General features: G+C 73.6%; 26 protein-coding genes. 11 read left to right on the top strand and 15 right to left on the bottom strand.

The features are described 5' to 3' along the window. Positions 1–5 precede the first annotated feature (5 nt). The 3 genes from ACW14Y_RS31050 to ACW14Y_RS31040 are packed head-to-tail and all read left to right on the top strand — an operon-like array spanning position 6 to position 2232. The gene (locus ACW14Y_RS31050; RefSeq protein ID WP_369826039.1) at positions 6–437 is read left to right on the top strand and encodes a DUF742 domain-containing protein; all 432 of its coding nucleotides are present in this window, start codon (positions 6–8) and stop codon (positions 435–437) included. Between the two features lie 3 nt (positions 438–440). Then, on the top strand, positions 441–1055 hold the full coding sequence (locus tag ACW14Y_RS31045; RefSeq protein WP_380308773.1) for a GTP-binding protein: 615 nt from the start codon (positions 441–443) through the stop codon (positions 1053–1055). 43 nt (positions 1056–1098) lie between these two features. Then, positions 1099–2232 (top strand): FAD-dependent monooxygenase, encoded by a 1134-nt coding sequence (locus ACW14Y_RS31040; protein ID WP_402721912.1) that lies wholly within the window; start codon positions 1099–1101, stop codon positions 2230–2232. A gap of 85 nt (positions 2233–2317) precedes the next feature. Here ACW14Y_RS31040 and ACW14Y_RS31035 read toward each other — a convergent pair whose 3' ends face one another. From ACW14Y_RS31035 to ACW14Y_RS31025, 3 genes are all read right to left on the bottom strand, one after another. Then, positions 2318–3076: a serine hydrolase gene (locus ACW14Y_RS31035; RefSeq protein WP_380308769.1), complete on the bottom strand. Its 759-nt coding sequence runs from the start codon at positions 3074–3076 to the stop codon at positions 2318–2320. 116 nt (positions 3077–3192) lie between these two features. After that, positions 3193–4050 carry a leucyl/phenylalanyl-tRNA--protein transferase gene (locus tag ACW14Y_RS31030; RefSeq protein ID WP_456984192.1) on the bottom strand — a complete coding sequence of 286 codons (858 nt, stop codon included), beginning with the start codon at positions 4048–4050 and terminating at the stop codon, positions 3193–3195. Beyond that, on the bottom strand, positions 4047–7577 hold the full coding sequence (locus tag ACW14Y_RS31025) for an amino acid adenylation domain-containing protein (RefSeq protein WP_456984190.1): 3531 nt from the start codon (positions 7575–7577) through the stop codon (positions 4047–4049). The genes ACW14Y_RS31030 and ACW14Y_RS31025 overlap by 4 nt, the downstream gene beginning before the upstream one ends. A 233-nt stretch (positions 7578–7810) precedes the next feature. Here ACW14Y_RS31025 and ACW14Y_RS31020 point away from each other — a divergent pair, with 233 nt between their 5' ends. Further along, positions 7811–11014 carry a putative bifunctional diguanylate cyclase/phosphodiesterase gene (locus tag ACW14Y_RS31020; RefSeq protein ID WP_456984188.1) on the top strand — a complete coding sequence of 1068 codons (3204 nt, stop codon included), beginning with the start codon at positions 7811–7813 and terminating at the stop codon, positions 11012–11014. Here the strand turns inward: ACW14Y_RS31020 and ACW14Y_RS31015 are convergent. Continuing rightward, positions 11011–11637, bottom strand: coding sequence for a TetR/AcrR family transcriptional regulator (locus ACW14Y_RS31015; protein WP_380439369.1), 627 nt, complete (start codon positions 11635–11637; stop codon positions 11011–11013). The genes ACW14Y_RS31020 and ACW14Y_RS31015 overlap by 4 nt on opposite strands. A 94-nt stretch (positions 11638–11731) precedes the next feature. Between ACW14Y_RS31015 and ACW14Y_RS31010 the strand changes: the two genes are divergently transcribed. After that, the gene (locus ACW14Y_RS31010) at positions 11732–12769 is read left to right on the top strand and encodes an aldo/keto reductase (RefSeq protein ID WP_380439367.1); all 1038 of its coding nucleotides are present in this window, start codon (positions 11732–11734) and stop codon (positions 12767–12769) included. Positions 12770–12788: 19 nt separating this feature from the next. Here the strand turns inward: ACW14Y_RS31010 and ACW14Y_RS31005 are convergent, their stop codons facing one another. Continuing rightward, a complete protein-coding gene (locus ACW14Y_RS31005) occupies positions 12789–13001 on the bottom strand; it encodes a cold-shock protein (RefSeq protein ID WP_266315798.1) in 213 nt (70 codons plus the stop codon). Between the two features lie 311 nt (positions 13002–13312). On the opposite strand from ACW14Y_RS31005, the gene ACW14Y_RS31000 reads away from it, so the two are divergent. The 4 genes from ACW14Y_RS31000 (at position 13313) to ACW14Y_RS30985 (ending at position 17313) form a co-directional block, all read left to right on the top strand. Then, positions 13313–13801, top strand: a complete 489-nt coding sequence (locus tag ACW14Y_RS31000) for an N-acetyltransferase family protein (protein ID WP_456984185.1) — start codon at positions 13313–13315, stop codon at positions 13799–13801. A gap of 236 nt (positions 13802–14037) precedes the next feature. Further along, positions 14038–16083 (top strand): hypothetical protein, encoded by a 2046-nt coding sequence (locus ACW14Y_RS30995; RefSeq protein WP_456984183.1) that lies wholly within the window; start codon positions 14038–14040, stop codon positions 16081–16083. 171 nt (positions 16084–16254) lie between these two features. Then, positions 16255–16785, top strand: coding sequence for a hypothetical protein (locus tag ACW14Y_RS30990; protein ID WP_380439361.1), 531 nt, complete (start codon positions 16255–16257; stop codon positions 16783–16785). 156 nt (positions 16786–16941) lie between these two features. Then, a complete protein-coding gene (locus ACW14Y_RS30985) occupies positions 16942–17313 on the top strand; it encodes a hypothetical protein (RefSeq protein WP_380439359.1) in 372 nt (123 codons plus the stop codon). 122 nt (positions 17314–17435) lie between these two features. Here the strand turns inward: ACW14Y_RS30985 and ACW14Y_RS30980 are convergent, their stop codons facing one another. Further along, positions 17436–18410: a DUF4331 family protein gene (locus tag ACW14Y_RS30980; RefSeq protein WP_456984181.1), complete on the bottom strand. Its 975-nt coding sequence runs from the start codon at positions 18408–18410 to the stop codon at positions 17436–17438. Between the two features lie 623 nt (positions 18411–19033). On the opposite strand from ACW14Y_RS30980, the gene ACW14Y_RS30975 reads away from it, so the two are divergent. Further along, positions 19034–19489 (top strand): hypothetical protein, encoded by a 456-nt coding sequence (locus ACW14Y_RS30975; RefSeq protein ID WP_380308747.1) that lies wholly within the window; start codon positions 19034–19036, stop codon positions 19487–19489. Between the two features lie 53 nt (positions 19490–19542). On the opposite strand, the gene ACW14Y_RS30970 is transcribed toward ACW14Y_RS30975, so the two are convergent. The 4 genes from ACW14Y_RS30970 to ACW14Y_RS30955 form a co-directional block, all read right to left on the bottom strand. After that, the gene (locus ACW14Y_RS30970) at positions 19543–20094 is read right to left on the bottom strand and encodes a DUF3995 domain-containing protein (protein ID WP_456984179.1); all 552 of its coding nucleotides are present in this window, start codon (positions 20092–20094) and stop codon (positions 19543–19545) included. Positions 20095–20226: 132 nt separating this feature from the next. Next, positions 20227–21165 carry a MerR family transcriptional regulator gene (locus ACW14Y_RS30965; RefSeq protein WP_456984177.1) on the bottom strand — a complete coding sequence of 313 codons (939 nt, stop codon included), beginning with the start codon at positions 21163–21165 and terminating at the stop codon, positions 20227–20229. A gap of 51 nt (positions 21166–21216) precedes the next feature. After that, positions 21217–21678: a hypothetical protein gene (locus ACW14Y_RS30960; protein WP_380312020.1), complete on the bottom strand. Its 462-nt coding sequence runs from the start codon at positions 21676–21678 to the stop codon at positions 21217–21219. A 206-nt stretch (positions 21679–21884) separates the two neighbouring features. Continuing rightward, positions 21885–22193, bottom strand: a complete 309-nt coding sequence (locus tag ACW14Y_RS30955; protein ID WP_456984175.1) for a hypothetical protein — start codon at positions 22191–22193, stop codon at positions 21885–21887. 103 nt (positions 22194–22296) lie between these two features. On the opposite strand from ACW14Y_RS30955, the gene ACW14Y_RS30950 reads away from it, so the two are divergent. After that, positions 22297–22893: a TetR/AcrR family transcriptional regulator gene (locus ACW14Y_RS30950; RefSeq protein ID WP_380387131.1), complete on the top strand. Its 597-nt coding sequence runs from the start codon at positions 22297–22299 to the stop codon at positions 22891–22893. Between the two features lie 41 nt (positions 22894–22934). Here the strand turns inward: ACW14Y_RS30950 and ACW14Y_RS30945 are convergent, their stop codons facing one another. The 5 genes from ACW14Y_RS30945 to ACW14Y_RS30925 all read right to left on the bottom strand — a co-directional run bounded on the left by ACW14Y_RS30945 (position 22935) and on the right by ACW14Y_RS30925 (position 25575). Beyond that, positions 22935–23495: a MepB family protein gene (locus tag ACW14Y_RS30945; RefSeq protein WP_456984172.1), complete on the bottom strand. Its 561-nt coding sequence runs from the start codon at positions 23493–23495 to the stop codon at positions 22935–22937. Next, the gene (locus ACW14Y_RS30940) at positions 23492–24166 is read right to left on the bottom strand and encodes a TetR/AcrR family transcriptional regulator (protein WP_380312029.1); all 675 of its coding nucleotides are present in this window, start codon (positions 24164–24166) and stop codon (positions 23492–23494) included. The genes ACW14Y_RS30945 and ACW14Y_RS30940 overlap by 4 nt, the downstream gene beginning before the upstream one ends. Positions 24167–24230: 64 nt before the next feature. After that, the gene (locus ACW14Y_RS30935) at positions 24231–24956 is read right to left on the bottom strand and encodes a DUF2306 domain-containing protein (protein WP_456984170.1); all 726 of its coding nucleotides are present in this window, start codon (positions 24954–24956) and stop codon (positions 24231–24233) included. A gap of 218 nt (positions 24957–25174) precedes the next feature. Next, the gene (locus ACW14Y_RS30930) at positions 25175–25420 is read right to left on the bottom strand and encodes a hypothetical protein (protein ID WP_456984168.1); all 246 of its coding nucleotides are present in this window, start codon (positions 25418–25420) and stop codon (positions 25175–25177) included. 23 nt (positions 25421–25443) lie between these two features. Next, a complete protein-coding gene (locus tag ACW14Y_RS30925) occupies positions 25444–25575 on the bottom strand; it encodes a hypothetical protein (RefSeq protein ID WP_380312036.1) in 132 nt (43 codons plus the stop codon). Positions 25576–25827: the final 252 nt, after the last annotated feature.

Genomic DNA, 25827 nt, shown 5'->3' with positions numbered 1-25827 from the left:
CCCCGGTGAGGCCGCACTGGAGCGAGCTGCCCGAAGAGGACGAGGACGACGACTACGGCGCGGGCACGATGGTGCGCCCCTACACCATCACCCGCGGCCGGACGGCGCCGGAGCGCGACGACCTCACCCTGATCACGCTGATGACCACGGTGGAGGAGCTGGCGGACCAGGCGCTCGCCACCCGGTCGTCCGGTCCGCGCGGGCTCCAGCCGGAGCACCGGCTGATCCTCGAACAGTGCCGCCGGCCGGCCGCGGTGGCCGAGGTGGCCGCCGGACTCAACCTGCCGGTGTCGGTCACCAAGATCCTCCTGGGCGACCTGATCGCCCAGGGAATGCTGCTGGCCCGGGCCCCGATCTCGGTGGCCCGGGCCGCCGGGGACGGCGGTCTGGACCTCGGACTGCTGACGGCCGTACGCGAAGGACTCCGGAGGCTCTGAACCATGGCACCATCCGCACCCCGCCCCTCCTCCCCCGCCTCCCCGCCCGCCACTCCCGTCGTCCCCTCGGCCGTCAAGATCCTCATCGCCGGCGGCTTCGGGGTCGGCAAGACCACCCTGGTCGGCGCGGTGAGCGAGGTCGCGCCGCTGCGCACCGAGGAGTACCTGACCCGCGCCAGCGAGGGTGTCGACGACCTGGCCGGGGTGGACAACAAGGAGACCACCACGGTCGCCCTGGACTTCGGGCGGATCACCGTCAACCCGGAGCTGGTGGTCTACCTGTTCGGCACGCCCGGACAGGAACGCTTCTGGTTCATGTGGAACGACCTGGTGAACGGCGCGCTCGGCGGCGTCGTGATCGCCGACACCCGCCGGCTGGACACCAGCTTCGCCTCGATCGACTTCTTCGAGAGCCGGGGCATCCCGTTCGTGGTCGCGATCAACTGCTTCCACGGCCACAACACCCGTACGGCGGACGAGATCCGGGCCGCCCTCGACCTCGACCCGCAGGTCCCGATGCTGATCGGCGACGTGCGGGTGCGGACGTTCGGACGGGACCTGCTGCTCGCGCTGGTCGACCACCTCATGGAGCTGTCGGCCGGCGCGCCGGTCCGCTGAAACGTTTCCCCACTTCTCCCACCACAGCTTGGAGCACCCCGTCATGACCCCACCCCTGCGCGTCCTCGTCCACGGCGGCGGCATAGGCGGCCTGACCGCGGCCACCGCCCTCGCCCGCCGCGGCCACCGGGTCGACGTCGTCGAGCTGCGCGACGCCCTGGAGGCCCTGGGCGTCGGCATCATCCAGCCGTCCAACGCGCTGCACGTGATGCGCGAGATCGGCGTGCTGGAGCAGTGCCTGGCGGCCGGGTTCGAGTGGGAGGTGCTCACCATCTGCGACCCGACCGGCGGCATCCTCGCCAAGATCCCGCAGCCGCGGATGGACGGCGCGCCGTCCAACAACGGCATCCCCCGCCCCGCGCTGGCCCAGGTGCTGGGCGAGGCGGCCACCGCCGCCGGGGCGACCCTGCGGTTCGGCACCACGATCACCGAACTCGCCGACGAGGGCGAGGAGGTGGCGGTCACCCTGAGCGACGGCAGCAGCGGGCGCTACGACCTGGTGGTCGGTTTCGACGGCATCGGCTCGCCGCTGCGCAAGCGGCTCTACGGCGAGAAGTACGCGCCCGAGTACACCGGCTTCGCCAACTGGCGCGTCACCCTGCCGCGTTCGCCCGAGGTGCAGGGCGTGGTGATGTCCACCGGCAACCTGAAGGCCAAAGCGCTGCTCACCCCGATCAGCGCGGACCTGATGTACCTGGGCTCGGTGTTCGCCGAGGCCGAGGACTTCCGGCCGGACCCGGAGCACGCCCACGAGCAGCTGCGCGAGCGGCTGGCCGGCTTCGGCGGGCCGATCGCCGAGGCGCTGGCGCAGGTGACCGACCCGGCCGCGGTGGTGTACTCGCGGATCTCGCAGGTCACCGTCGAGGAGCCGTGGCACGTCGGCCGGGTGGTCCTGGCCGGCGACGCCGCGCACGCCTCCACCCCGCACCTGGCCCAGGGCGCGGCGATGGCCGTCGAGGACGCGCTCGTGCTCGCCCAGAGCCTGGACGCGGCGGAGACGGTGCCCGCCGCGCTCGCCGCCTGGGAGGACCGCCGCCGGCCGCGCGCCATGTGGGTGCAGGCGCTGTCCCGGGCGATCCTCAAGCAGGAGACCGGCACGCCGACCACGCCGGAGGAGGACGAGCTGCTGAAGGTCGGCATCCCGGGTGCGGCGCACTTCCTGGTGAAGCCGTACTGACGGAGCGGCAGTTGTCGCTCGGCGGTCGGCGGTCGGCGCTTTCGGGTGCCGACCGCCGACCGCCGACCGTCGGCCCGCCGGCCCGTCAGCCCGTGATCGTGTGCCGGCGGGCCCAGACCGCCGCCGAGACCCGGGCGAGCAGCCGGGCCGCCGGGTCGTCCCGCGCCGCGTCCGCGCCGGAGGCCAGCGGGCCGGTGTAGCAGACGGCCAGCAGGTAGGGCGGGCAGTCCCCGGGCCGCACCAGCCCCACGCAGTGCCGGGCGCCGGGGATCCAGCCGTTCTTGAACGCGACCGCCGTCCCCGGCGGCAGCCCGGCCGCGAGGTCGACCCGGAACGCGTTGCGCTCCAGCAGCGCGAGCACCTCCGGCTCGTCGGCCAGGGACTGGAGCAGCCGGACGAGGTCGCGGGCCGTCACCCGGTTGTGCAGTCCGGCGTCGCGCGCCGGGTAGTCCTCGATCCCGCGCGGGCTGCCGCTCCGGGTGGCGCCCGCCCGCCGCCAGACCTCCGCGACGGCCTCGTGACCGGTCCGGGCGAGGCAGAGGTTGGTGGCCAGGTTGGACGAGTGGGTGATCATCCGCTCGGCGAGCAGGCCCAGTGGCGCGGTGCCGCCGAGGAGGCCCCAGGGGACGGGGTCGCTGTCCCACTCCGGATCGTTGGCGAACTCCCCGCCCGCCCGCGACGTGAAGGAGTTCACCACCGGCACGGCCTCGTCGAGGTCGGCCCCGGCCCGGTGCAGGGCGGCCAGGACGGCGATCTTCATCGTGCTCGCGGCGTCGTGCGGCTCGTCCCCGCCTCGCTCGAACACCGGTTCTCCGCCCCAGGGGGCGACCACTACGGACAGCATGCCCGCCACCGTGCCCACCGCCCGCCGCCCCGAAACCGGCCGGCCACCGCGCCCCGCCGGGCCGTCGCACGTCGGCAGGTTCGCCGCGCACCGGCCGGTCACCGCGCCCCGGCCGGTCAGCCGCGGTCGGCGCTCGCGGCGGGACGGTGCCCGTGCCGGTGCCCGGGCGGCCACGGCGGGCGGGGCTTCGCGGGGGCCAGGCGGACCGCCGGGAGCCGGGAGGTGTCCAGCGGCGACCCCGGCTCGGGCCCGGCGGCGAGCGCGGCGAGGTAGCGGGACCGGGGCAGCGGGGCGGCCCCGAGGGAGCGCACGTGCGGGGAGTCCCACTGGGCGTCGAGCAGCCGGCCGCCGACGGCGGCGAAGCGCGCGGCGAGGTCGGCGACCGCGACCCGGGCCGCGTCCGGGCGGCGGTGGAACATCGAGTCCAGGCTGAGCACCGGCCCGGCCGCGATCCCGAACACCCCTCCGATCAGCTCCCCCTCCTCCCACACCTCGACGCTGTGGGCCGCGCCCAGCCGGTGCAGGGCGGTCAGCGCCTCCCGAAGGTCCCGGGTGAGCCAAGGGGGCTCGCGGCCCTCGGCGCAGGCCGCGAGCACCTGCTCGAAGGCCGCGTCGGCGGTGGTCGACCAGTCCAGCCGGTTGCGCAGCAGACGGGAGAGCTTGCGGCCGAGCCGCACGCCGTCGGCGGCGAGAACGGGGCGGGGGTCGGGCGACCACCAGGCGAGCGCGTACGGGTCGGCCTGCCCGGGCCCCGGCAGCAGGGCGATCCGGCCGGCCGCCACCTCCTCCTCGTAGCGGGCCTCGCTGAAGGCGCTCGCGTAGGCGTCGGCGGCCGGGAGCGGGAACAGCCCGTGCCGGTAGGCGGCGAGCAGGGTGCCGGGCGCGAGGTCGCCGCCGAACGCCGCCGGTCCGTCGGCGGGGGCTCGGGCGACGTCCACCGCCGCGAAGAGCTCCTCGGGAGCGGTGGCGGTCATCGCACCGCCCCGAGCGGCGAGGTGCCGAGCGGCGGGGAGAGGAAGCCCTCCGCCGTCAGCCGGTCGAGGTAGAAGTCCAGCAGGCCGCCGTCGACGGCGGGCAGCACCACTCCGCTGCCGGCCAGGGCGTGTTCGGTGTTGGCCCGGTCGAAGCGCGGGAAGGTGGGGCGGAAGTACATCTCGCTGATGGACAGTTCGGTGCCGGGCACCCGGTCGACGAAGAGCGGCACGAACGGCGTCATCGGGTGGGTGGGGTGCCCGGCGGCGAACCGGACCAGGCCCTGCACCCACTGCTCGTAGGGGACTTCGTCGACGGGGTGGCCCCGGGCGCGCAGCCGTTCGGCGAGTTCGGGGAGGCCGGCCGGGGTGGGCGAGGTGAGGTGGTAGACCTCGCCGATGGCGGGCGCGTGGGTGACGATGTGGCAGATCGCGCGGCTGAACCGGTCGGCCGGGACGAAGTCGAGCGGCAGCCGGACGTCCGGGCAACTCCCGCTCTCGGCCATGTACTTGATCAGCGCGCACATCTCGGTGCCGGTGTTCATCACGCCGGTGCGGAGGTCGCCGGTGACGTCGTTGGTGCGCAGCACGGTGACCGGCAGCCCGGCCTCGGCGGCGTGGTGGAGGAGCTGTTCGGCGACCCATTTGCTCTCGACGTAGCCGACGGCGAGCCGGTCGGCGTGGTCGAGCGGGGTCCGTTCGGTGACCTCGGGGATGCCCGCCGCGCCGAAGCCCGCGACCACGGCGAGGGTGGACAGGTAGTGGACGGGGATGCCGCGCGAGTGCCCGGCGAGCCGGACGATCTCGCGGGTGCCGTCCACGTTGGCGGCGCGCAGCTGGTGGTAGGGGTAGATGAAGTTGACCAGGCCGCCGAGGTGGTGGATGGCGTCCAGGGTGCCGGCCAGGTGTTCGAAGCGCTGCTGGGTGAGGCCGAGCAGGGGTTCGGCGAGGTCGCCGACGAGCGGGACGACGCGGCGGTCGGCGAGGTCCTGGCGGAGGAAGCGCTGCTGGGCGGCGCGGAGGCGTTCCAGGGCGTGTTCCTCGTCGGGGGCGCGGACCAGGCAGTGGATGCGGGCGGCGGTGGTGTGCAGCAGGGCGTCGAGCAGGTGGGCGCCGCAGAAGCCGGTGGCGCCGGTGAGGAGGATCTCGGTGGGTTCGGCGCGGGACGGCGCGGGGCTCCAGGACTGCCGGACGGGAGTGTCCAGGCGGGCTTCGGCGGCCCAGTCGACGGCGGCCTCGCCGCCGGCGCCCGCGGGGTCCTGTCCCCGCGCGGAACCGTCGGCCCGGGCCGCGCCGCCGGTGCGGGCGGCGAGGGTGTCGGCGGCGAAGGCCCGCAGGGTGGCGTCGCGCAGCAGCGAACGGGTGAGGAAGCGGATCCGGGTGACGTCGATGCCGAACATGATCCGGGCGCGGGCGAGCATCTCCATGGCGAGCAGGGAGTTGCCGCCGAGGTCGAAGAAGTCGTCGTCCGGTCCGACCTCCTCGACGCCGAGGAGTTCGGACCACAGCTGGGCGACGCCCGCCTCGACGGCGGTGACGGTGCCCCCGGCCGGGGCCGCGCCGATCGGGGCCGAGCTGTTCGGGGCGGTGCCGTTCGGGGAAGGGGCCCCGCGTGCGGCTCCGGCCCGGCGCGCGCCGGTCGGGTCGCCGCCCCCGGCCGGCTCCTGGCCGTCCCGCCGCTGCAGCTGCGGCCGGGCGTCGGGCAGCCGGCGGCGGTCGATCTTCCCGGCCGGGGTGAGCGGCATGCTGTCGAGGAGCACGAAGTCCGCCGGGACCATGAAGTCCGGCAGCCGTTCGGCCAGGTAGGCGCGGATCCGTCCGCGCCGGGCGTGCGGTCCGGACGCGGCGCGTTCGGTGAGCGTGTAGTAGGCGATGAGGACGCGGCTGCCGTCGGCGCTGCCGTCGGCGGCGACCCGGGCCTGCCGGACGTCGGGGTGGGCGGCGAGCACGGACTCCACCTCGGCGGGGTCGACCCGGTGGCCGCGGACCTTCAGCTGGTCGTCGAAGCGGCCGAGGATCTCCAGGTTGCCGTCCGCCCGCCAGCGGCCGGCGTCGCCGGTGCGGTACATGCGCTCGCCGGGCTCGGGCGCGTACGGGTCGGGCAGGAACGTTTCGGCGGTCAGCCCGGGCGCCCGCCAGTAGCCGCGGGCCAGGCCGGGGCCGCCGAGGTGGATCTCGCCCTTCTCGCCGGGCGGCACGGGGCTGAGCCGGGCGTCGAGCAGGTGCAGCCGCACGCCTGGCAGCGGCCGCCCGATCGGGACCGGCGCGGCGGACGGATGGCCGGGTCCGGCGTGCTGCGCCCCGGGCTCCAGGGCCTCCGGCGTGAGTTCGCAGAGCGTGGAGGTGACGGCCGCCTCGGTCACTCCGTAGGCGTTGACCAGCCGGACCCCCGGCAGCCGCTCCAGGCAGGCCCGGCAGTCGTCGGCATGCACGGTGTCGCCGCCCACGATGATCAGCCGCAGTCCCTCCGGCGCGGGCCCGCCGGGCGGGAACAGGCCGAGCAGGTGGTGCCAGTACGCGGGAGTGAGGTCGGCGACGGTCAGCCGCAGCTCGCGCATCCGGTGGGCCAGCTCGGTGGGCGCCCAGGTGCGGGCACCGCCGAGCACCAGGGTGGCCCCCGCGGCCAGGGTCGCGAAGACCTGCTCCAGCGAGGTGTCGAAGCCGAGTGCGGCCAGTTGGAGGACGCGGTCGCGCGCGGTGAGCCCGTAGGCGCCGACCACCCGCTCCAGGGTGAAGACCAGCGCGCGGTGGGTGACCGGCACGCCCTTGGGGGTGCCGGTGGTCCCCGAGGTGTAGATCAGGTAGGCGAGGTCGTCCGGGCCGGCCGGGTCCTCGCCCGGCGCAGCGTCGGCGCTCGGGTCGACGGTCGCGTCGGCGCTCGGGTCGGTACTCGGGTCGGCGCTCGGGTCGACGGTCGCGTCGGTGCGCCCGTCGGGCGCCACCGCCCGCACCCCCGGGAAGGTCCGCCCGTCCGCGGAGACCACCACGTCCGCCCCGCAGTCCTCGACCAGCCGGGCCAGCCGCCGCCGCGGGTGCGCCGGGTCCAGCGGCAGGAAGGCGCCGCCCGCCTTGAGCACGCCGAGCAGGGCCGTCACCAGGTCCGCGCCGCGCTCCAGGCAGACCGGGACGATCCGCTCCGGGCCGACGCCCAGACCGCGCAGCACACCCGCCAGCCGGTCACTGCGGGTGTCCAGGTCACGGTAGGTGAGCGTCTCCTCGTCGGTGACCACCGCGACGGCGTCCGGATCGTCCGCCGCGCGGGCCCGGACCAGCCCGTGCACGGTGTCCGGGGGACCCGTCCGGCCGGCGCCACCGGCGCCACCGGCACGAGGGGCGACGGCCCCGCCGGGGCCGCCCGGGCCCAGGCCGAGCCCCGGCTCGCGCCACTCGCGCTCGACGTACCCACGGCACTCCGCACGCCCGGCGGGCCCGAAGACCGTCCGCCAACCGCTCGGAACCGTGAAGTCCCCGGGCCAGATCGTATACTGACCGTCCTCGTTGACCAGCACGGCGTGACGTCCGGAGTCCACTCCGGCACGTACTCCCCGTGCGCTGTCCGCTGCTTCATCCACCGGCTTGACCTCGTGCTGTAGCGGCAGAATGCTGGGAGGTGCGACATTTCCGACTATACGCACTCAAGGCCCATTTCGAACGTTCGACCGGACCACCCCGGTCCGGCCCGGACGCTCGCGAGCCCCTGCCCGGAAATCCCACCACCCGTCACCGCGGGAGGACGGGGTGATGTCGCGGAGGAGGTAGCTCGTTGACACGTCGGCGCCAACGCCTGATGGCCTGTTACCTGGCGTGGATGGTGCTGTTCACCGGCATCTACTACGCCAATCCCTCCCAGCGGATCATCTGGTGGACGGGCATCGGCCTGGGCGGCGTCGCCGCCATCGTGGTCGGCGTCCGCCTCAACCACCCCTCGCACGCCCGCTACTGGTACCTGCTCGCGCTCGCCAACCTCAGTTTCACGGCGGGCGAGGTGGTCCAGGTCATCCAGATGCAGTTCCTGCACCTGGGCAGCCCCTTCCCGTCCATCGCCGACGGCTTCTACCTCGCCGAGTACCTGCTGTACGCGGCAGGCGTGTTGGGCTTCATCCGCTGGCGGACCGCGCATCAGGACCGGGCCAGCCTGCTGGACGCGCTGATCCTCACCATGGGCCTGGCGCTGCTGGTCTGGATCTACCTGATCCTCCCCTACGCGCGGAACCCCGACCTCGACTGGTTCCAGAAGGCCGTCTCGATCGGCTACCCACTGGGCGACGTCGTGGTGCTGGCCCTGTTGCTCCGTCTGGTCGTACCGCGGGGCGGCGTCAGCCGATCGCTCCAGCTGCTCGCCGTCGGCACCGTCGGCCTGCTGGTCTCCGACATCGCCTACGGGCTGATCGTGCTGCACGGCAACTGGCACATCGGCACCCCCGTGGACTTCGGCTGGGCCGCCTTCTACACCGCCTGGGGCGCGGCCGCCCTGCACCCGTCCATGGTCGAGCTGACCAGGCCCATCCCCAGTCAGCAACCGGACCTCAGCCCCGCCCGGCTGGCGCTGCTCACGGTCGCCTCACTGATCGCGCCGACCATCCTGATCATCGAGGCCGGCGCGGGCAACACCAGCAACGCCGGGGTGATCGGCGCCTTCTCCGCCCTGATCTACCTGCTCGTGCTCGCCCGGCTGGCCGTCGTGGTGCGCGCCCGCCGCCAGGCCGTCGCCAGGGAACGCGCGCTGCGGGTCGCCGGCTCCGCCCTCACCTCGGCCGTCACCGTCGAGGAGGTCGCCGACGCCGTCCAGGCCGCCGCCTCCACCCTGATGCCCACCGAGCCCGGCCATGTCGCGCTGCTCGCCGTCACCGAGGGCGGCGTCCTGCACGTGCGGCACGCCGAGCGCGGCGCCGGCCGCCACCTGCTCGGCGCCGAGCACGACTCCGACGAGGTGCTCGCCCTCGCCGCCTACCGGGAGACCAGGCTGATGTCCGTCGAGGACATCGGCAACGACCTCGCCACCCGGCTGGACGGCATGCCCAGCGCCCTGCTGTGCCCGCTCACCCTGGCCGAGCGCCCGTCCGGGGACCCGCTGATCGGCGCCCTCATCGTCACCGGCACCGAGCAGGAGCTGACCAGCCTCTGGGGCTCACTGGAGATCCTGGCCGGCCAGGCCGCGTTCGCCGTCGAGCGCGTCATGCTGAGCCAGGAGATCACCCGGCGGGACAGCGAGGCCTACTTCCGCACCCTGGTGCAGAGCGCCAGCGACGTCATCCTGATCCTCAACGGCGACGACTCCGTCCGCTACGCCTCGGGCTCCTCCGCCGAACGGGTCCTCGGCTACCCGAACCTCTCCGGCTCCCTGATCACCGACCTCGTCCCGACCGAGGACAGCCGGTCGGTCGGCAAGGCGCTGGCCCGGATGCGCAGCCGGGACACCACCCTCTCCGCCTCCCGCCCGGGCCGTTCCGGGCTGGACGCCCAGCGCGACCACTGGCGGCTGCTGCGCGCCGACGGCACCCCGATCGAGGTCGAGGTGCACGCCAACGACCTGCGGGCCGATCCGACCGTGGGCGGGCTGGTGCTCACCCTGCGCGACGTCACCGAGCAGCGGCAGATGGAGCGCGAACTCACCCACCGGGCCTTCCACGACTCGCTGACCGGCCTGGCCAACCGGGTGCTGTTCCTGGACCGGGTCGGCCACGCGCTCTCCCGGGGCGAGCGCAGCGGCGCCGTCACCGGGGTGCTCTTCATCGACCTGGACGACTTCAAGATGGTCAACGACACCCAGGGGCACGCGGTCGGGGACGAGCTGCTGATCGCCGTCTCGCTGCGGGTGTCGACGGCGCTGCGCACCTCGGACACGGCGGCGCGCCTGGGCGGTGACGAGTTCGCGGTGCTGGTGGAGGACGCCCTGGCGCCGGCCGATGTCGGGGCGCTCGCGGACGGCGTGCTGGCGGCGTTCGCCGAGCCGTTCCGGCTGAGCGCGGGCGCGGTGCGGGTGTCGGCCAGCATCGGGGTGGCGACGACGGAGGACAGCGTCGACGCCACCGAGCTGCTGAGCCACGCCGACCTGGCCCTGTACTCGGCGAAGTCGGCGGGCAAGCGCCAGTGGTGCCACTACCAGCCGTCCTTGCAGGCCGGCCTGGTGGCGCGGCACGAGCTGAACGAGAACCTGGACACGGCGATCGCCGAGGCGGCGTTCCGGCTGTACTACCAGCCGATCGTCGACCTGGCCTCGGGGGCGCTGGTGGCCTTCGAGGCGCTGGTGCGCTGGCCGCACGACCGGCGCGGCATGGTGCTGCCGGACGAGTTCATCGCCCTCGCCGAGGAGAGCGGCCAGATCGTGCCGCTCGGCGCCTGGGTGCTGGAGCGCGCCGCCCAGGAGACGGCCGCCTGGCACGCCGCCAGCTCGGCCGCCCGCGCCGCCGTCGGCCTGCCGCCGCTGCGGGTCAACGTCAACGTCTCGGCCCGCCAGTTCCGCGACGCGGGCTTCGTGGACGTGGTGCGCGAAGCCGTCCGCTCCTCCGGGATCCCGCCGCAGTCGCTGGTCCTGGAGCTCACCGAGTCCGTCCTGATGCGCCGGGACGACCGCGTCCACACCGATATGCGCACCCTGGGCGACCTCGGCGTCGGCATCGCCATCGACGACTTCGGCACCGGCTACTCCTCGCTCTCCTACCTGCGGGAGTTCCCGATCTCGATCCTGAAGATCGACAAGTCCTTCATCGACGGCCTCAGCCTCTCCAAGCAGCAGTACGCCCTGGTGGAGGGCATCACGAGGATCGCCGACACCCTCGGCGTCCAGGTCATCGCCGAGGGCATCGAGCACCCCGACCAGCGCGACCTGCTCGCCGCCATGGGCTGCCCCCTCGGCCAGGGCTACCTCTTCGCCCGCCCCCTCACCCCCGACCAGGCCCGCGCCTTCATCGAACAGCACACCGCCCCGCTCAACGAACCCGCCGGCCCCGGCAGCCCGGCCGACTAGCGCGTCGGGCGCCGGAAGGCGCCGGCGTGGGCGGCGGCGAGGGCGGCTGCGGCGGCGCGGTCGGCGGTGGTCTCGTCGACCGGGTCGGGGGTGGTGAGCATGCGGTAGTAGAGGGGGGCGGAGACGGCGCGGACGACCTCGTGGGGGTCGGTGCCGGGCGGGAGTTCGCCGCGGTCGACGGCTTCGGTGACGCACGGCGCCCACTCCTCCACCCGGGCGCGGTAGAAGCGGTGCAGGGCCTCGGCGGCGTCCGGGTCGCAGGTGGCGGCGACCAGGACGGCGCGGAAGAGGGCGCCCTGCCGCGGGTCGGCGAGGGTGCGGGCGACGAGGCGGGCGTTGGCGCGGAGGTCCTCGGCGAGGGAGCCGGTGCGGGCGCGCGGCAGGGACTGCTCGGCCATGTCGGTGAGCAGGTCGGCGAGCAGCGCGCCGACCGAGCCCCAGCGCCGGTAGACGGTGGTGCGGCCGACCTCGGCGCGGCGGGCGACGTCGCCGAGGTCGAGTCCGGCGAAGCCGACCTCGACCAGGGCGTCCTCGGTGGCCCCGAGGACGGCGGTCCGGACGCGGGCGGTCCGGCCGCCGGGGCGCTGCAGGCCCGAAGCCCCCGCGGTACTCGGTGAAGTCATTAACGGGATTCCTGTTCCATTAGCGAGCGCGAGGGTGCTAGGGTCGAGCCATCTTAACGGAACAGCAGTACCGTTAGCGAAGGGAACACCTCTCATGGAGTACCGCCGCCTCGGCGCGTCCGGCCTCACCGTCCCCGCACTCTCCCTCGGCACCGGCACCTTCGGCGGCCGCGGCCCGCTGTTCGGCGCCTGGGGCACCACCGACGAGACCGAGGCCCGCCGCCTGCTGGACATCGCCATCGACGCCGGCGTCACCCTCTTCGACACCGCCGACGTCTACTCCGACGGCGCCTCCGAGGAGGTCCTCGGCCGGGCGATCAAGGGCCGCCGCGACCAGGTGCTGATCTCCACCAAGGCCGGCCTGCCCACCGGCGACGGCCCCAACGACGCCGGCACCTCCCGCGCCCGCCTCACCACCGCCGTCGACGCCGCCCTGCGCCGCCTCGGCACCGACCACCTCGACCTCTTCCAACTGCACGCCTTCGACGCCGCCACCCCCGTCGAGGAGGTGCTCGGCGCCTTGGACGAACTGGTCCGGGCCGGCAAGGTCCGCTACACCGGCGTGTCCAACTTCTCCGGCTGGCAGCTGATGAAGTCGCTCGCCGCCGCCGACCGCGACGCCCGCCCCCGCTACGTCGCCCACCAGGTCTACTACTCCCTCGTCGGCCGCGACTACGAGTGGGAGCTGATGCCGCTCGGCCAGGACCAGGGCGTCGGCGCGCTGGTGTGGAGCCCGCTCGGCTGGGGCCGCCTCACCGGGAGGATCCGTCGGGGCACCCCGGTCCCGCCCGGCAGCCGCCTCCACGACACCGCCGACTACGGCCCGCCGGTGGAGGACGAGCTGCTGTACGACGTGGTCGACGCGCTGGACGCGATCGCCGCCGAGACCGGGCGCACCGTCCCCCAGGTGGCGATCAACTGGCTGCTGCGCCGCCCCACCGTCTCGTCCGTCATCATCGGCGCCCGCAACGAGGAGCAGCTGCGCCAGAACCTCGGCGCGGTCGGCTGGGAGCTGACCGCGGAGCAGGTCGCCCGGCTGGACGCGGCGAGCGCCCGCACCGCGCCGTACCCCTACTTCCCGTACCGCCGGCAGGAGGCCTTCGCCCGGCTGAACCCGCCGCTCGCGGGGTGAACCGCGGAGGCCCCGCCGGTCAGAGCGGCAGCGGGAGAACGTTGACGGCCTGCGGCCCCTTCGGTCCCTGCACGAGCTGGTACTCGACGAGCTGCCCCTCGGTCAGGGTCCGGTACCCGACCCCGATGATGTCCGAGTAGTGGACGAAGACGTCCTGCCCCCCGTCGGCCGGCGCGATGAAGCCGTACCCCTTCTCGGCGTTGAACCACTTCACGGTGCCGAGGTTGACCAGCGCCCGGTGCTCCGCCACGGGCCTTGCCGCGGCGTCCGCCCGCGCCGGGGCCGACACCGCCATCAGCGCCGCGAGGGCGAACAGCGGGACACACAGCACGGCCGCCAGGCGCCGGCGCTCGGGGAACGGCAAGGACATCGGGCACCTCCAGGAAGGGAGCCGGCGGGCGCCGCCTCCCCACCGACCGTCGGACCGCCGCCCCTCCCCCGCAACCGGGACTCCTGCACCCGGCGGCACCGACGCCCGGCGGTCCCACCGGCAGCCGGTAATCCGTTTGTCATCCCGGGCCGACAGAAGGCATGGTCACGGGCATGATCGAACTCCGCGCACTGACCCCCGAGGACTGGCCGCTCTTCCGCGAGCTGCGCCTCGCCGCCCTCGCCGAGGCGCCGTACGCCTTCGGCTCCACCCTCGCCGCCTGGCAGGGCGAGGGCGACCGGGAGGAGCGCTGGCGCTCCCGGCTGGAGATCCCCGGCGCCCTGGACCTCGTCGCCCTCGTGGACGGCGAGCCCGCCGCGATGGCCACCGGGGTGCCGGAGGACGGGCACGCGGAGCTGATCTCGATGTGGGTCGGCCCGAAGGCGCGCGGCCGGGGTGTCGGCGCCCGGCTGATCGCCGAGATCGAGGGGTGGGCGGCCGGGCAGGGCTTCGCCACCCTGCGCCTCGCCGTGATGCCGCACAACCCCCACGCCATCGCCCTCTACGAGCGCGTCGGCTTCACCGACACCGGCGAGCCGGGCGACCTGCTCCCGGACGGGGTCTCCCGCGAACTGGTGCTGGCCAAGCCGCTGTCTCCCTGAGCACCCGCGACACCGGCTCCTCACCTCCATCAACTCCCTTTTGTTTTACCGGAGTTCACGCATCCGTTCCGGCCAGAGGGCGGCCGGTTCGGGCCAGCTCCCGGCAATCGCGGCACCCGGACGGCGGGGCGGTGCCTACGGTCGAGACGTCCGTAGGCACCCGTTCCGCCGTCAACCCGCGCGCACGAGCGCACCGCGTGAAACGCCGAGCCAGGGAGTCCTCTACCGTGCCGTCCTTGCTGCACTACGAAATCGTCGCGGATCCGACATCGCTCCAAGCCTCCCTCCCGAACGAGCCCTCCGTGGGGACGGTCTACCTGATCGTCTCCAACACCCACCAGGCCCAGGTGGAGTGGGACTACATCGACGTGGCGCTGCCGCTGCTCGCCCAGTCCTCGAACCTGACCGACACCCCCGCGACGGTCACCGCCACCGTCGAGCGGACGTACAACAACCCCTGGGACGACGCGCTGGAGTTCACCTGGGACGCCGCCCACGACTGCTTCCGGGCCCGGCTCTCCCAGACGCAGCCGTCCACCCGGCAGTTCGCGCTCCTGGACGCCCACGGCGCGCTGGTGCTGAAGCTGGAGAACATCCCGGTGGCCGAGGGCGCGGGCCTGAGCCTGCTGGAGATCCGCGAGCGGGCCGGCGGCGGGGACGACAACCTCGCCATGCGGCAGGACCACTACACCACCTACCTCGGGCTGGCGAAGCAGACGCCCCGGGTCCCGCGCAACTTCCGCGCGGACAAGTCGCTGCTGGACGTCGACGCGGGCGAGCAGCTGGTGCTCCGCTGGGACGGCCCCAACAGCCTGGACTACGCGATCCTCGACCAGACCGGCGCCGAGGTCCGCAGCGAACCGGCGGTGCCGGGGGCCGCCCCGGCCCACCAGGAGTACTCCTGGACCACCGCCGCCCCCAAGCGCGGCACCACCTACACCCTGGTCGCGAAGGCGGCCGGCGGCGGGCAGCAGCGCGGGTACTTCCTCACCACCACCGTGCACGCGGTGATCCCCGAGTTCGCGAGCGGGACCCGCACCCTGTGGGTGGAGGGCGTCGCGAACAAGGGCCGGCTGACCCCGACCGCGGACGGCGTGGACGTCCGCAACCCGGCCGGGGACCTGGGCCGGATCACGGCCGACAAGGCCGACGTGGACAACGTGACCACCCGGGTGGTGCAGGGCCGCACCGACAGCGCGGGCTGGATCACCTTCCCGGACCAGGGCGTCAACGTCTACCACGGCCACGACAGCACCCCCGGTGTCCTCACGGCCGCCCGCGCCGACGTCGAGGGTGTCAACACCAAGTGGGCCGGCAGCCGGGACGCCGGCAGCGGCTGGATCGAGTTCACCCAGCCCGGCGCCACCCTCCACAAGGACGGCAACCAGGACCTCGGCGCCCTGACCGCCGACAAGGTGGACGTCGAGGGCGTCAACACCAGGTGGGTCGGCGACCGCGACGCCGGGAAGGGCTGGATCGGCTTCCCGCAGGACGGCATCGACATCCGCAAGGACGGAGGACAGTCCTGGGGCACCGTCCACGCCGACAAGGCCGACGTCGACGGCATCAACACCAAGTGGGTCCAGGGACGCAGCACTTCGGACGGCTGGATCGAGTTCCCCGCCGAGGGCGTCCGGGTCCTGCGCGACGGCGGACACGACCTCGGCACCGTCATCGCCGACAAGGCGGACCTCAACGGCCTGAACACCAAGTGGGTCGGCGACCGCGACGCCGGCCACGGCTGGATCGGCTTCCCCCAGGACGGCATCGACATCCGCAAGGACGGAGGACAGTCCTGGGGCACCGTCCACGCCGACAAGGCCGACGTCGACGGCATCAACACCAAGTGGGTCCAAGGCCGTTCCACCTCGGACGGCTGGATCGAGTTCCCCGCCGAGGGCCTGCGCGTCCTCCGCGACGGCGGCCACGACCTCGGCACCGTCACCGCCGGCAAGGCCGAGCTCAACGAGCTGAACACCGGCCTGGCCCTGGTCTCCGGCGAGGCGCGGGTGCGGGGGATGCTCTCCGTCGGCGGCGGGATGAAGCTGAGCCACGACGGCACGCGGATGTTCGTCACGCTGCCGGACCGGATCATCTACTCCGCGATCAACGAGTTCAAGCAGTGGGTGGGCATGGAGCGGGGCCTGACGGTCTCCTTCCAGACCGGCAGCTTCTCGGCCACCAAGGAGGGCGGGATCCTGACCCACGGCTGCGACGTCCAGTTCCAGCAGGGGACGGTGTCGATCTCCAAGGGCAACCCGCCGCAGGTGCGGTTCCTCTAACGCTTCCCGCCGTTGCTCCACCGCCCCGGCCGGGGGCGGTGGGGCAACGGCGAAACCTCGTTCCCCTCATCGAGTGAAACGTGCTCCGGGCCGCAGCCACGGACCCGGTCGTCTGCGACTCTTCTCCTCGGCATCGAATTCCGATGTACACGATCCTTCTGGAGACGAGTCATGCCGAACTCCTCCCCCGCCTCCCGCTCCCCCCGCACCGCCTGGGTCGCCGCGCTCGCCGCCGCCGCGCTGCTCGGCCTCACCTCCCCCGCCGGCCACGCCACCGCGCCGGAGGAGGCCATCGAGACGGGCGTGTCCTACTACTTGATCGCCACCAACCACGGGAACCGCGGTGTGACCTTCGAGGTGAACAACAACAACGACTGGGCGCTGCTGACGAACGACGCGAACAGCAACGGCACCGCCGTCGTCCTGGAGTCGAAGGGCTCGGGCTACACCGTCCGGTCCGAGAGCTCCAACTGGCCCGGCTACGACACCTGGTGCTCGGTGGACAAGGGCATCAAGCTGGGCAAGGCCGACGGCTGCGCGACGGCCTGGAAGATCGTCTCCGGCGAGGACGGCTTCAAGCTGGAGGACCAGTCCAGTCGCACCGTCGCCCACAAGACCTCCGGGAAGGCCTGGCTGGGGCCGGCCACCGAGATCTACAGCGGCCACGCCTACACCAGCTTCAAGCTCGTCAAGGTGGCCTGAGCCGAGGGCCCGTCGCCGCCCGGCCGGGCGGGGGTTCCACCCAGGAACCTGGGATACCGCCGCACCGGCCGGGGCCGCGAGGATTCGGTCCACGGCGTCGGGCACCGAACGGGTGCCGGACGCCGGCGATTCCGTCTCCCGAAGGAGCCTCGTCCCATGAGTCCTCGCCGACTGGCCGCCGCGGTGGCCACCGCGGCCGTGCTGGCCCCGCTGCTGGCCCTGACCGCCGGAACCGCGCAGGCCGCGCAGGGCCCGCAGGATCCCTCCCTGCCCGGACCCATCCGCGTCCAGGCCCCCGGCCCCGGCTTCACGACGGTCCCGCCGAACGCCACCGAGCCGCAGCTCGTCCGGAGCGGCCAGTGCATGGCCGCGTACAACATCAACTACTGGGTCGGCGGCATGCCGTTCGCGCTCACCCAGCTGAAGATCTGCCTCAGCGCGAAGTCCAGCCTCGCGCACGGTGCGCAGTTCTTCTTCCCCGGCGACGTGAACTACCTCCCGGCCGACGGCGTCCCCGTCACCCCCTGATCCTGCTCCTGACTCCTGGCTCCTGGCGTGCCGCAGGGTGCGCACCGCACAGCGGGCCCGGTCGTCCGTCCGGCCGGCACCTCGGCCCGGACGGACACCGGGCGTCCACCGGACCGCTGCGCCTAACCCGCCGGGGGGACGGGGTGGGGGTGGCCGAGGTGGGGGAAGTCGGGAAGCAGGTCGGTGTGCGGGGGGATGTGGTCGCTGGTGATCTTCCCGCCGGAGACCATCGCGAGCCGCGCGGAGGTCACGTCGTCGGTGAGCGTGCGGCCGTTGGGGTAGATGGCCGGCCGGGCGCGGTCGTAGCGGAGGATGTCGGGCAGGACGATCTTCAGCGTCTCGGTGGCGGCGTCGGTGGTGTAGTCGCCGGTGTGCTGGAGGACGGCCGTCCACGGCTCCCGGTACTTCTCCCAGTCGTCGGCCGGCTCACCGGCGTTGTACGCGTCCTTGACCTCCTCCGCGTTGAAGTACGCGGTGAGGGAGGGGTGGGCGCCCCGGTCGACGGAGATCAACTGCCCGTCCTGGTGCAGACTGACCCGCGCCCACACCCCGATCCCCGGCTCCGGCCCGAGGTCCGCGTCCGGCACCTCGAGGGCGATACCGAAGACGTTCGCCTCGGCCATGGCGTCCTTGCCGGTCCAGGTGAACTCGTTGACGATCCCTTCGAGGTCGGCGAAGAACGGATCGCTGCGCAACCCGACGGAGACCTTGCGCCCGTCGGCCTCGACGACAGCCGGAGTGGTGCCGAAGACCACCGGCACATCGGCGAACAGCACCTCCCCGCCCGCCTCGTGCTTGCGCGCGACCTCCCCGGTGGCCCGGCGCACGGTCATGCCCTGGGCACCGCCGACGGGCGCGGAGAAGGTGAACGAGTAGGCGACGTCGGCCTGGTGGTCGCCGTCGCTGTCGATGTTGATCCGGTAGACGGCCTCCGGGTGGAACTCCGTGCCGCCCGTGGGCGCGTAGGGATTGACGTTCATGATCAGGACCGTCCGCCCGGGGCCCCCGGCGGCCGGGAAGGCGAACAGGTCCGTGAGGTCGAGCCGCGCGTCGCCGCGCGGGGAGCGGAGGTTCGGTCCGCTGAGGTGGTGGGACATGGCCGTAGAGCTACCAGCCCCCACCTGAACCCGGCCGGACGACACCCACGCACGCCGCCGCCGTCCACCGATCGGCGGAACCCCGACTCGGAGCAGTCACACCGTCGTCCCAGCGACCGCCGGCCCGGATATCGTCCGGCGGGTCGTGCAGCAGGCCGTGCAGCGCGCCGCCGGCTCGGAGGACGGTCCGGGGCAGGCCGATCCCCGCGGGCGAGAAATCGGGTGCGACGTTCAGGAAATCGGGCGGGCCGACTTTCCCTGGAGGGCGCCGGGCCTGCTCCCGGTCCCGCATCGTGAGCGGGATCCGGAGTGGGCCGCTCGGTGCGCTCGCGTGGTCGGGAGGATCGGCGACCATCACGAGGAGCTGCTGGCGGGCCGATCCCGGCGGCCTGCCCGAGGTCAGCGAGGCGGTCCGCGAACTGCTCGCCTCCCGAGCCGCTGCGGATCCGCAGGGGAGAGCCGACTCCACTGCCGTGCCGCCGAGTTGGAGCGATCAGGTCGCTCCGGAGCGCCCTTTCAGGCATGAACGACCGGTCGTCAGGTCGCTACTCACCGGTTCCGCATGACGGGGCACCCGGCCGGGGGTGATGCTCTCGTCGTCCCACTCGATCAGGAGGTCGGCAATGAAGGTGAAGAAGCGCGGCAGGACACTCGCGTCGGCGGCCGTGGTCGCCGCCACGATGCTGGGGAGCGCCGTCGGAACGGCGGGCACGGCCCATGCCGGCAACGTGGAACTGACGGCGTACCGCCACCTGAAGTGCAACACGAGCGGCGTCAGGATCGAGCCGCTCATTCCCGAAGGGGGAGGCGTGTTCCCCTGCGGGGACAGGTTCAACGCCTTCATGCCCCGGGTCTCGATCAACGGCCTCACCCATGTCTTCGCCGTCGGGGCGGACTACGCCGTGTGGGTCTACTACGGCACGCAGTGGCAGTCGCTCGGCGGGCGCGTGGGACGGGACTGGGTGACGATCCACGAGATCAGCGACTCCTCCCTGACGCTGAAGGTGTACGACACGAACACGAATACCTGGTACAACACCCGGGATTCCGCCGGGCGTTGGACCGGCTGGCACCGGTAGCCGTCCGGGCCGCGGAGCGGGAAGTCGGCGGGGCCGACTTCCCGCGCGACGTCTCAGCCGAGGCCGGTGGCCATGGAGGCCAGGGAGAGGAGGAGGGCGCCGAGGGCGCCGGTGGCGGCGAAGCGGCGGCCGACGGGGCGGAGGTGGGCGGAGGTCGCGGCGGCGAAGGCGAGGCCGCCGGCGATGAACCACGGGCCCCACAGGTAGAGGTACCAGCGGGTGAGCCCGGCCAGATCAGGGTCCACCGCCGCGGCGCCGGTCTCGACGAGGAGGCCGTGGACGACGAAGAGGCCGCCGTGCCAGACGAGCAGGACCGCCGCGCCGCCGCCGCAGAACGCCAGGGAGCGGCCGGCCAGGCGGCCGCGGAGGCGCGTCAGGCCGAGACCGATCGCCGCCCCGGCGAGCTTGAGGAAGCCCGTCACCCACAGGACGGCCAGGAACCACGGCACCCGGTCCTGGGCGAGCCGCACCAGTTCCGGCGCCACCGTCGACCGCGCGCCGAAGGTGCTCCCCATCGCCCAGAGGAAGCTGGGTATCGCGAACAGCACCCCCCACACCGCGACCGCGTACCCCCACCGCGTGCCCGTACCGCTCTTGATCGACATGCCTCCACGGTCGCAGTACGACCGGCGGAGGGGCCTCGTCCACGTGGACGAGGCCCCTCCCCCGTGAGAGCCAAACGGCTGCGCTCTGCGCAGGAGGTCGGCCCACCCGACGTCCTGCGCAGAGCAGCGGGGCTACTGAGCGCTGCGGGCCCGCAGGGCGGCCGTGAACCAGCCGAACACCGGTGCCAGGCTGGGCGGAACGGGCCACCCGTTGACGACGGACAGCAGGTGCCAGTAGCGCTCGGTTCGCGGGTCGCCGGCGATCTCCAGGCGGGCCAGCAGCCAGTGGCGCAGGTCCGCGTCGTCGGCGCGGCCGAAGGTCTGCGCGTAGCGGGCGGTCAGGGTGTCGACAACGGCCGCCGCCTCGGGCGAGGCGGGCGCGATGCCGGCGTCGAGGGCGCCCCCGACGGCGTCGCGGACGGCCTCGGTGAGGTCGTGGTGCAGGCCGGTGCGGTCGCCTTCGGCGCGTTCGGCCGCCTGGTACTCGGCCATGCGGCGGACGGCGGCGCGGAAGTCGGGGTCCTGGGCGAGTTCGGCGAGTTCCACCCAGGCGTGGACCTGCTCGGGCTCGGGGTCGTCGGGGAGTTCGGGCGCGGCCGAGCGGAGCAGGTCGACGAACTCGGCGTTGGCGTCGAGGCCGCCGAAGGTGTCGTCGACGAAGTCGGTGATCAGGCGTCGGCGTTCGTCGTCGGAGAGCTTGGCGAGCTTGTGCATGAGGTCCATTTCCTCGGGAGTGGAACCGCGTTCGGCCACCGCGCGCAGCACCGCGCGCCGCAGGCGGAGGATGCGGATCTGCACCTCCAGGGCGTCGGCGTGCGCGGCCGCGACCTCGGGCACCGTGACCTCCCGGTCCAGCACCCGCCGGACGACGGCGAGTTCGAGGCCGAGTTCGCGCAGGGTGCGCACCAGGTCGAGGCGGGCGAGCGCGGCGACGTCGTAGAGCCGGTAGCCGGCCGGGCTGCGGTCGGTCGGCGGCACGAGCCCGCAATCGGCGTAGAACCGAATGGTCTTGACCGTGAGCCCGGTCCGCCGGGCCAGGTCGCCGATGGTGAAGAGCGTGTCGCCGTCCATGCCCCTACTCTGGCGTCTCCCCCGAGGGGAGACTCAAGCCCCCTGCGGCCATCAGCCGCGACGGCTCGCGGCGTTGCGGACGCGGCGGGTGCGTCCCCGCTCGGCGAGGAGGCCGAGAGCGGCGGGGGACGTGACGAGTCGGGTGGTGACGACCGTGCGCTGGAACCAGTCGGAGGCGGTCAGCAGTTCCTCCTCGCTCCAGGGCTCGTCCAGGGCCAGGGAACGGAGCAGGGTCCACTCGCGCAGGCGGCGGACGAGGAACGCCCGCTCGCCGACGACCTCGGCCGTCAGGGCCGCCCAGGCCGGGAACCCGGGGCCGGTCAGCTGCTCGGCGGCCCGGCGTTCGAGGTGCTGGTTCACCGCCGCCTCGGCCATGGACCGGTCCTCGTCACGAAGGACGGCGGCCAGCAGCCCGGCCTCCTCCGCCTCGGCGACGCTTTCCAGGGCCAGCAGGTACTGGGCGTAGCGCCGGTGCTCGGGGGGTTCGTCGTCGTGGATGGGAGAGCTGGTCACGGGGCCATCACATCATTGAGAGCCGGTGCTGCCGCCACTGGTCGGCGAAGGGGACCGCGTCCCTCCCGGTGAGCCGCCGTTGCACCACGCCCAGCAGCCACGGCTCCGGCGTTTCCGGGAACACCGGGCGGCCCCGTGCCTGGGGCAGGCGCGCAGGAAGTCGGAGGGGCCGACTTCCTGCGCGGGGTGGGTCGGCCGCCGGGCCGTCAGCCGTAGTAGGGCGAGTCCAGGTCGACGCTCGCCTCCCTGACCACCTCGCCGTCGAAGAGCCGGGTCGTCGCCGGGGCTCCGGCCCGGCGGGCCTCCTCGGCGAAGGGGCCCTGGGCGAAGGCGAGGGCGTTCTCGGCGGTGTCGAACTCGTAGAAGCCGCCGATGGAGTGGGTGCCGACGCCGGACAGCCAGGTCTTGCGGATCAGGCCCGGTGCGGTCTTCAGCGCCTCGTTGACCTGCTGCCAGTCGAAGCGGTCGAACGGAACTGCCGCCTGGATCTCGGTGTAGAGAAAGGTCTTGCCCATCACGAACCTCCGGCTTCGGGGCCTGTTCGGCCACCTCACTAGTACGTGCGTCCTAGTGGCATGAGCTTGGAGTAGGATGCGCGTACTAGTCAAGGGGGTAGAGATGGCCGCGGACACCAAGTCCCGCATGATCGGCGCGGCGATCGGGCTGCTGCAGCGCCACGGCCTGGCCGCGATGTCCTTCACCGAGGTCCTGGCCGTGAGCGGGGCCGCGCGCGGGGCGATCTATCACCACTTCCCCGGCGGCAAGCAGCAGCTCGCGCTCGAAGCCGCCCGCCAGAACGCGGCGGACGTCCGCGCCCACCTGCGCGAACTGCCGGACCGCACACCGCGCGAGGTGGTGGAGGCGTTCCTCGGCAACGTCCGCCCCGTGGTGGAGGCGTCCGCCGGGGGCGGCGGCTGCGCGGTCGCGGCGGTCACCATCGACGGCGGTGCGGCCATCGCCGACCAGGGCGGCCTGCTCGCGGTCGCGGCCGAGGGATTCGCCGGCTGGGTCGGCGAGCTCACCGGGAAGCTCACCCGGGCCGGGATGAGTGCGTCCGAGGCCGCCGACCTGGCCACCCTCATGGTCGTCACCCTCGAAGGCGCCCACGTCCTCTGCCGGGCGGCGGGCAGTGTCGCGCCCTTCGACCGGGCCGCCGCGGCCGTGCTGTCCGCCCTCCCGGAGCCAGGAGGACGCGGGACCGATCGGCTCGGTTGACGTCGCAGGCGCCCAGTGGAAGTCCGACAGCCGGCGCCGTCCTACGGGTGGTAGAGCTCCCGGGCGCGGGCCAGGTCGACCGGCCCGCCCCGGGGCAGGTGCAGGAAGAAGCCCAGCTGCCACGCCTGCGTACGGTCGGCCTGGCGGCTGGCGGGCGTCACCCAGGGCGGGTAGACGCGAAAGGCCCGCTTCCCACCCGCGCCGTTCGCCGATACGACGTCGTGCCGGCGGAGCGCGTCCACGGGGAGGACGAACTGGCCGAAGCGGTCCTCCTCGCGAGTGCTGATGACAAAGAGGTCGACGGGGTCCGTGACATCGAAGGGCCGGATCGGCCCGGCCGGGGACCGCTTCCAGACGGTGACGAACTGGCCGACCTTGGTGGGGGTCGTCCTGGCGGCGCGGAACCGGACGGCGAGGCCGTCGAGGGTGAACTCGTGGGCGGCGTACTCGGCACTCTCGGCCTCGGGGACCGGCTGCGAGCAGGCGAATCCGCAGCGGTCGTAGACGAGCGCCTTCGCCGCGACGAGATCTCCGTGGACCGGAGCGGTGTCCGACCAGGGTTCCGGGCGGGGACCGACCGAGTGCTCGGGCTCCCCGGTCATTCGCCCAGCGCCGTGATGCCCAGCAGCAGGACGCGCAGGCCGTTGTCGATCGCCGCCGTCCGCTCGGCGGGCGGGAGGTCGGGCTGCAGGTTGACCAGTATGGTCGCGAGCCCGTGCACGGTGGCCCAACTGGCCACCACCGCCGCCGCGGTCTCCTCCGGCGGCAGACAGCCCGCGTCGGTCAGCCGGTCGAGGGCCGCCAGGAGAATGGCGTCCGGCTGCGGGCGGCCCTCGGGGTCGGGGGCCGGCTCGTGGCCGGGCGTCCCCGGCGTTCCCACACCCGAGGGGTTGCCGTCCATGGCGGTCCGGAACAGCCCCGGCTCGTCGAGCGCGAACTGCACGTACGCGCGGCCGACCTCGCGCAGGTGGGACACCGCCGCCTCGCGCGGGTCCGACGGCTCCGGGACGGAGGCGACCTGCGCCGCCATGGCCGCCCCCAGCTCGCACAGGGCCTGCTCGGCCACCGCCGCCTTCAGCTCGGCCAGGGTCCTGAAGTGACCGTACGCGGAGTTGGGCGCGACCCCGACGAGGCGGGCGACCTCGCGCAGGACCACCGCCTCCGGCCCACCGGTGCGGGCCAGTTCGATGCCCGCTCCGATCAGCGCCGCCCGCAGGTCGCCGTGGTGGTAGGTGGTGCGGGTCGTGCGGGTGCGGCGGGTCGGCTGGGTCATGCAGGGATCCTGGCACGGAAGGATCCCGGGCGGCCACTCGCGCCCGGGATCCGGAGGAGGGGGCCTACGGCACGACGAACCGCAGGCCCGGGAGGTCGCGGCGGCGGACCATCAGCTCGGCGACGACGAGGTTGGGCAGCCAGCACAGGAACGGCACCGCGGCGTACGCCTGGCTGACCATCCGGTCCACGTCTCCCCCGACGGGACCGCCGGCCAGGACCTGCACCAGGATCAGCACGCCGAACCAGAGCCGCAGCGTCGGCGCCGCGAAGGTCAGGGCGAAGCTGCGTATCATCCAGGCCTCGTGGGCGGCGAAGTCGCCCTCCCGGGCGGCCCGGTAGCCGCGGTAGGTGGTCCATCCCCAGAGCACGGCGAGGCTGCCGAAGCCGAAGAACCCGGCGAACGCCACGGAGTTGAAGCACGACATCACCAGCGCCGCCACCGACCCGAGGCCGACGGCGGCCACGTAGCCGCGCCCGATCCAGCGGTGCACGCGGGGGAAGCGGCGGCGGATCGCGCGGACGAACTGGAACGGACCGACCGCCAGGGCGGTTCCGGCCGTGACGATGTGGACGTAGAAGGCGACCTGGACCGCGAACGGCCGGTCCGCGTACGTCGACGCGAGGCCGACCTTGTCGGCGGCGAGGTCCTGGAGGCTGCCGGCCGCGTACTGGCCTACGGACCAGCCGGTGATCGCCACCGACAGCAGCAGCATCACGGTCCAGCTGAAACGGGAGCCGCGGCGGGGCCGACCGGTGACCGTCGGCGGGCGGGAGGTCAGTACGGACATGGCGAAGCAGCCCTCTTTCGGGGCGAGGTGAAGCACGGGAACGGCGGCACATGCTCAATCTGTACAGTGTGAGTTTTAGTGCCCGCCGAGCGCGGGTGTCAACAACTCCCGAAAAGCGCGCAGGTCGAGGCACCGCACCGGCAACCGGGCTTCGACGGAGGGAAGGTCGCCCCACCGGGCATGGGGACAGGGGCCGTGGACGAGCGGCCCGTCCCCCGCTACGTGTCGCCGCGTCGGCGCGCTCGGCGCACCTGGAGCAGGCGGACAACGGCGCTGACCGCCAGCCCCGCGAGCGCCGCCGCCAGGAGGTGCACTCCCAGACCCGCGAGGCCAGCGTCCGGGAGTGCCAGGACGAGCAGACGTCGCACCCCCCACGTGGCGAGGAACGCGCACGTCATGACGACCCACAGGTGGTCTTCGGGGCCGGAGCCCGCCTGCTTCGGCTGGTGCTGCCGGTCTTCCATGGTGGTACGTCCCTTACGCCGGTTCACTCGCCCTTGAGGAAGTCTTCGGGCCCACCCTCGACCGCCCCGCCCACTTCCCCGCCCACTGCTCCCCCGCCGACGGCTCCGGAGGCCGGCAGGGCGTCCAGGACGTCCTGCCGGCCTGCACGGATCACCGGCGGGCGAACCCACCCTCTCCCGCGGCGCCCGGCTCTGTGAGCCCCCGGACCGGCCGCTCCGGACCCACCGGCCGGCCACCCCCGGACCAGCCGTTCGTCGGCCTGTCCACCCCCCCGATCGGCTGCCGCAGGCCCCCGCACGGTCACCGCCCCACCCCCGGTCGGCCGCCCCCGTGCCTCGACCCGTGCCTTCCACCGTCACAGCGGTTCGTATCCGGTGCGACCGGGCTACATTGGCTTCGGCGGCTG

It is taken from the genome of Kitasatospora sp. cg17-2, from assembly GCF_054031055.1.
The sequence above is the reverse complement of the archived record's forward strand: the minus strand, read 5'-3'. Positions and strand labels throughout refer to the sequence as shown.

Bases quoted from the DNA above. Each gene is read 5' to 3' on its own strand.
- ACW14Y_RS31045 (WP_380308773.1), top strand. From the start codon at position 441: ATGGCACCATCCGCACCCCGCCCCTCCTCCCCCGCCTCCCCGCCCGCC.
- ACW14Y_RS31040 (WP_402721912.1), top strand. From the start codon at position 1,099: ATGACCCCACCCCTGCGCGTCCTCGTCCACGGCGGCGGCATAGGCGGC.
- ACW14Y_RS31035 (WP_380308769.1), bottom strand. From the start codon at position 3,076: ATGCTGTCCGTAGTGGTCGCCCCCTGGGGCGGAGAACCGGTGTTCGAG.
- ACW14Y_RS31030 (WP_456984192.1), bottom strand. From the start codon at position 4,050: ATGACCGCCACCGCTCCCGAGGAGCTCTTCGCGGCGGTGGACGTCGCC.
- ACW14Y_RS31015 (WP_380439369.1), bottom strand. From the start codon at position 11,637: ATGACTTCACCGAGTACCGCGGGGGCTTCGGGCCTGCAGCGCCCCGGC.
- ACW14Y_RS31010 (WP_380439367.1), top strand. From the start codon at position 11,732: ATGGAGTACCGCCGCCTCGGCGCGTCCGGCCTCACCGTCCCCGCACTC.
- ACW14Y_RS31000 (WP_456984185.1), top strand. From the start codon at position 13,313: ATGATCGAACTCCGCGCACTGACCCCCGAGGACTGGCCGCTCTTCCGC.
- ACW14Y_RS30990 (WP_380439361.1), top strand. From the start codon at position 16,255: ATGCCGAACTCCTCCCCCGCCTCCCGCTCCCCCCGCACCGCCTGGGTC.
- ACW14Y_RS30985 (WP_380439359.1), top strand. From the start codon at position 16,942: ATGAGTCCTCGCCGACTGGCCGCCGCGGTGGCCACCGCGGCCGTGCTG.
- ACW14Y_RS30980 (WP_456984181.1), bottom strand. From the start codon at position 18,410: ATGTCCCACCACCTCAGCGGACCGAACCTCCGCTCCCCGCGCGGCGAC.
- ACW14Y_RS30975 (WP_380308747.1), top strand. From the start codon at position 19,034: ATGAAGGTGAAGAAGCGCGGCAGGACACTCGCGTCGGCGGCCGTGGTC.
- ACW14Y_RS30970 (WP_456984179.1), bottom strand. From the start codon at position 20,094: ATGTCGATCAAGAGCGGTACGGGCACGCGGTGGGGGTACGCGGTCGCG.
- ACW14Y_RS30965 (WP_456984177.1), bottom strand. From the start codon at position 21,165: ATGGACGGCGACACGCTCTTCACCATCGGCGACCTGGCCCGGCGGACC.
- ACW14Y_RS30955 (WP_456984175.1), bottom strand. From the start codon at position 22,193: ATGGGCAAGACCTTTCTCTACACCGAGATCCAGGCGGCAGTTCCGTTC.
- ACW14Y_RS30950 (WP_380387131.1), top strand. From the start codon at position 22,297: ATGGCCGCGGACACCAAGTCCCGCATGATCGGCGCGGCGATCGGGCTG.
- ACW14Y_RS30945 (WP_456984172.1), bottom strand. From the start codon at position 23,495: ATGACCGGGGAGCCCGAGCACTCGGTCGGTCCCCGCCCGGAACCCTGG.
- ACW14Y_RS30940 (WP_380312029.1), bottom strand. From the start codon at position 24,166: ATGACCCAGCCGACCCGCCGCACCCGCACGACCCGCACCACCTACCAC.
- ACW14Y_RS30935 (WP_456984170.1), bottom strand. From the start codon at position 24,956: ATGTCCGTACTGACCTCCCGCCCGCCGACGGTCACCGGTCGGCCCCGC.
- ACW14Y_RS30930 (WP_456984168.1), bottom strand. From the start codon at position 25,420: ATGGAAGACCGGCAGCACCAGCCGAAGCAGGCGGGCTCCGGCCCCGAA.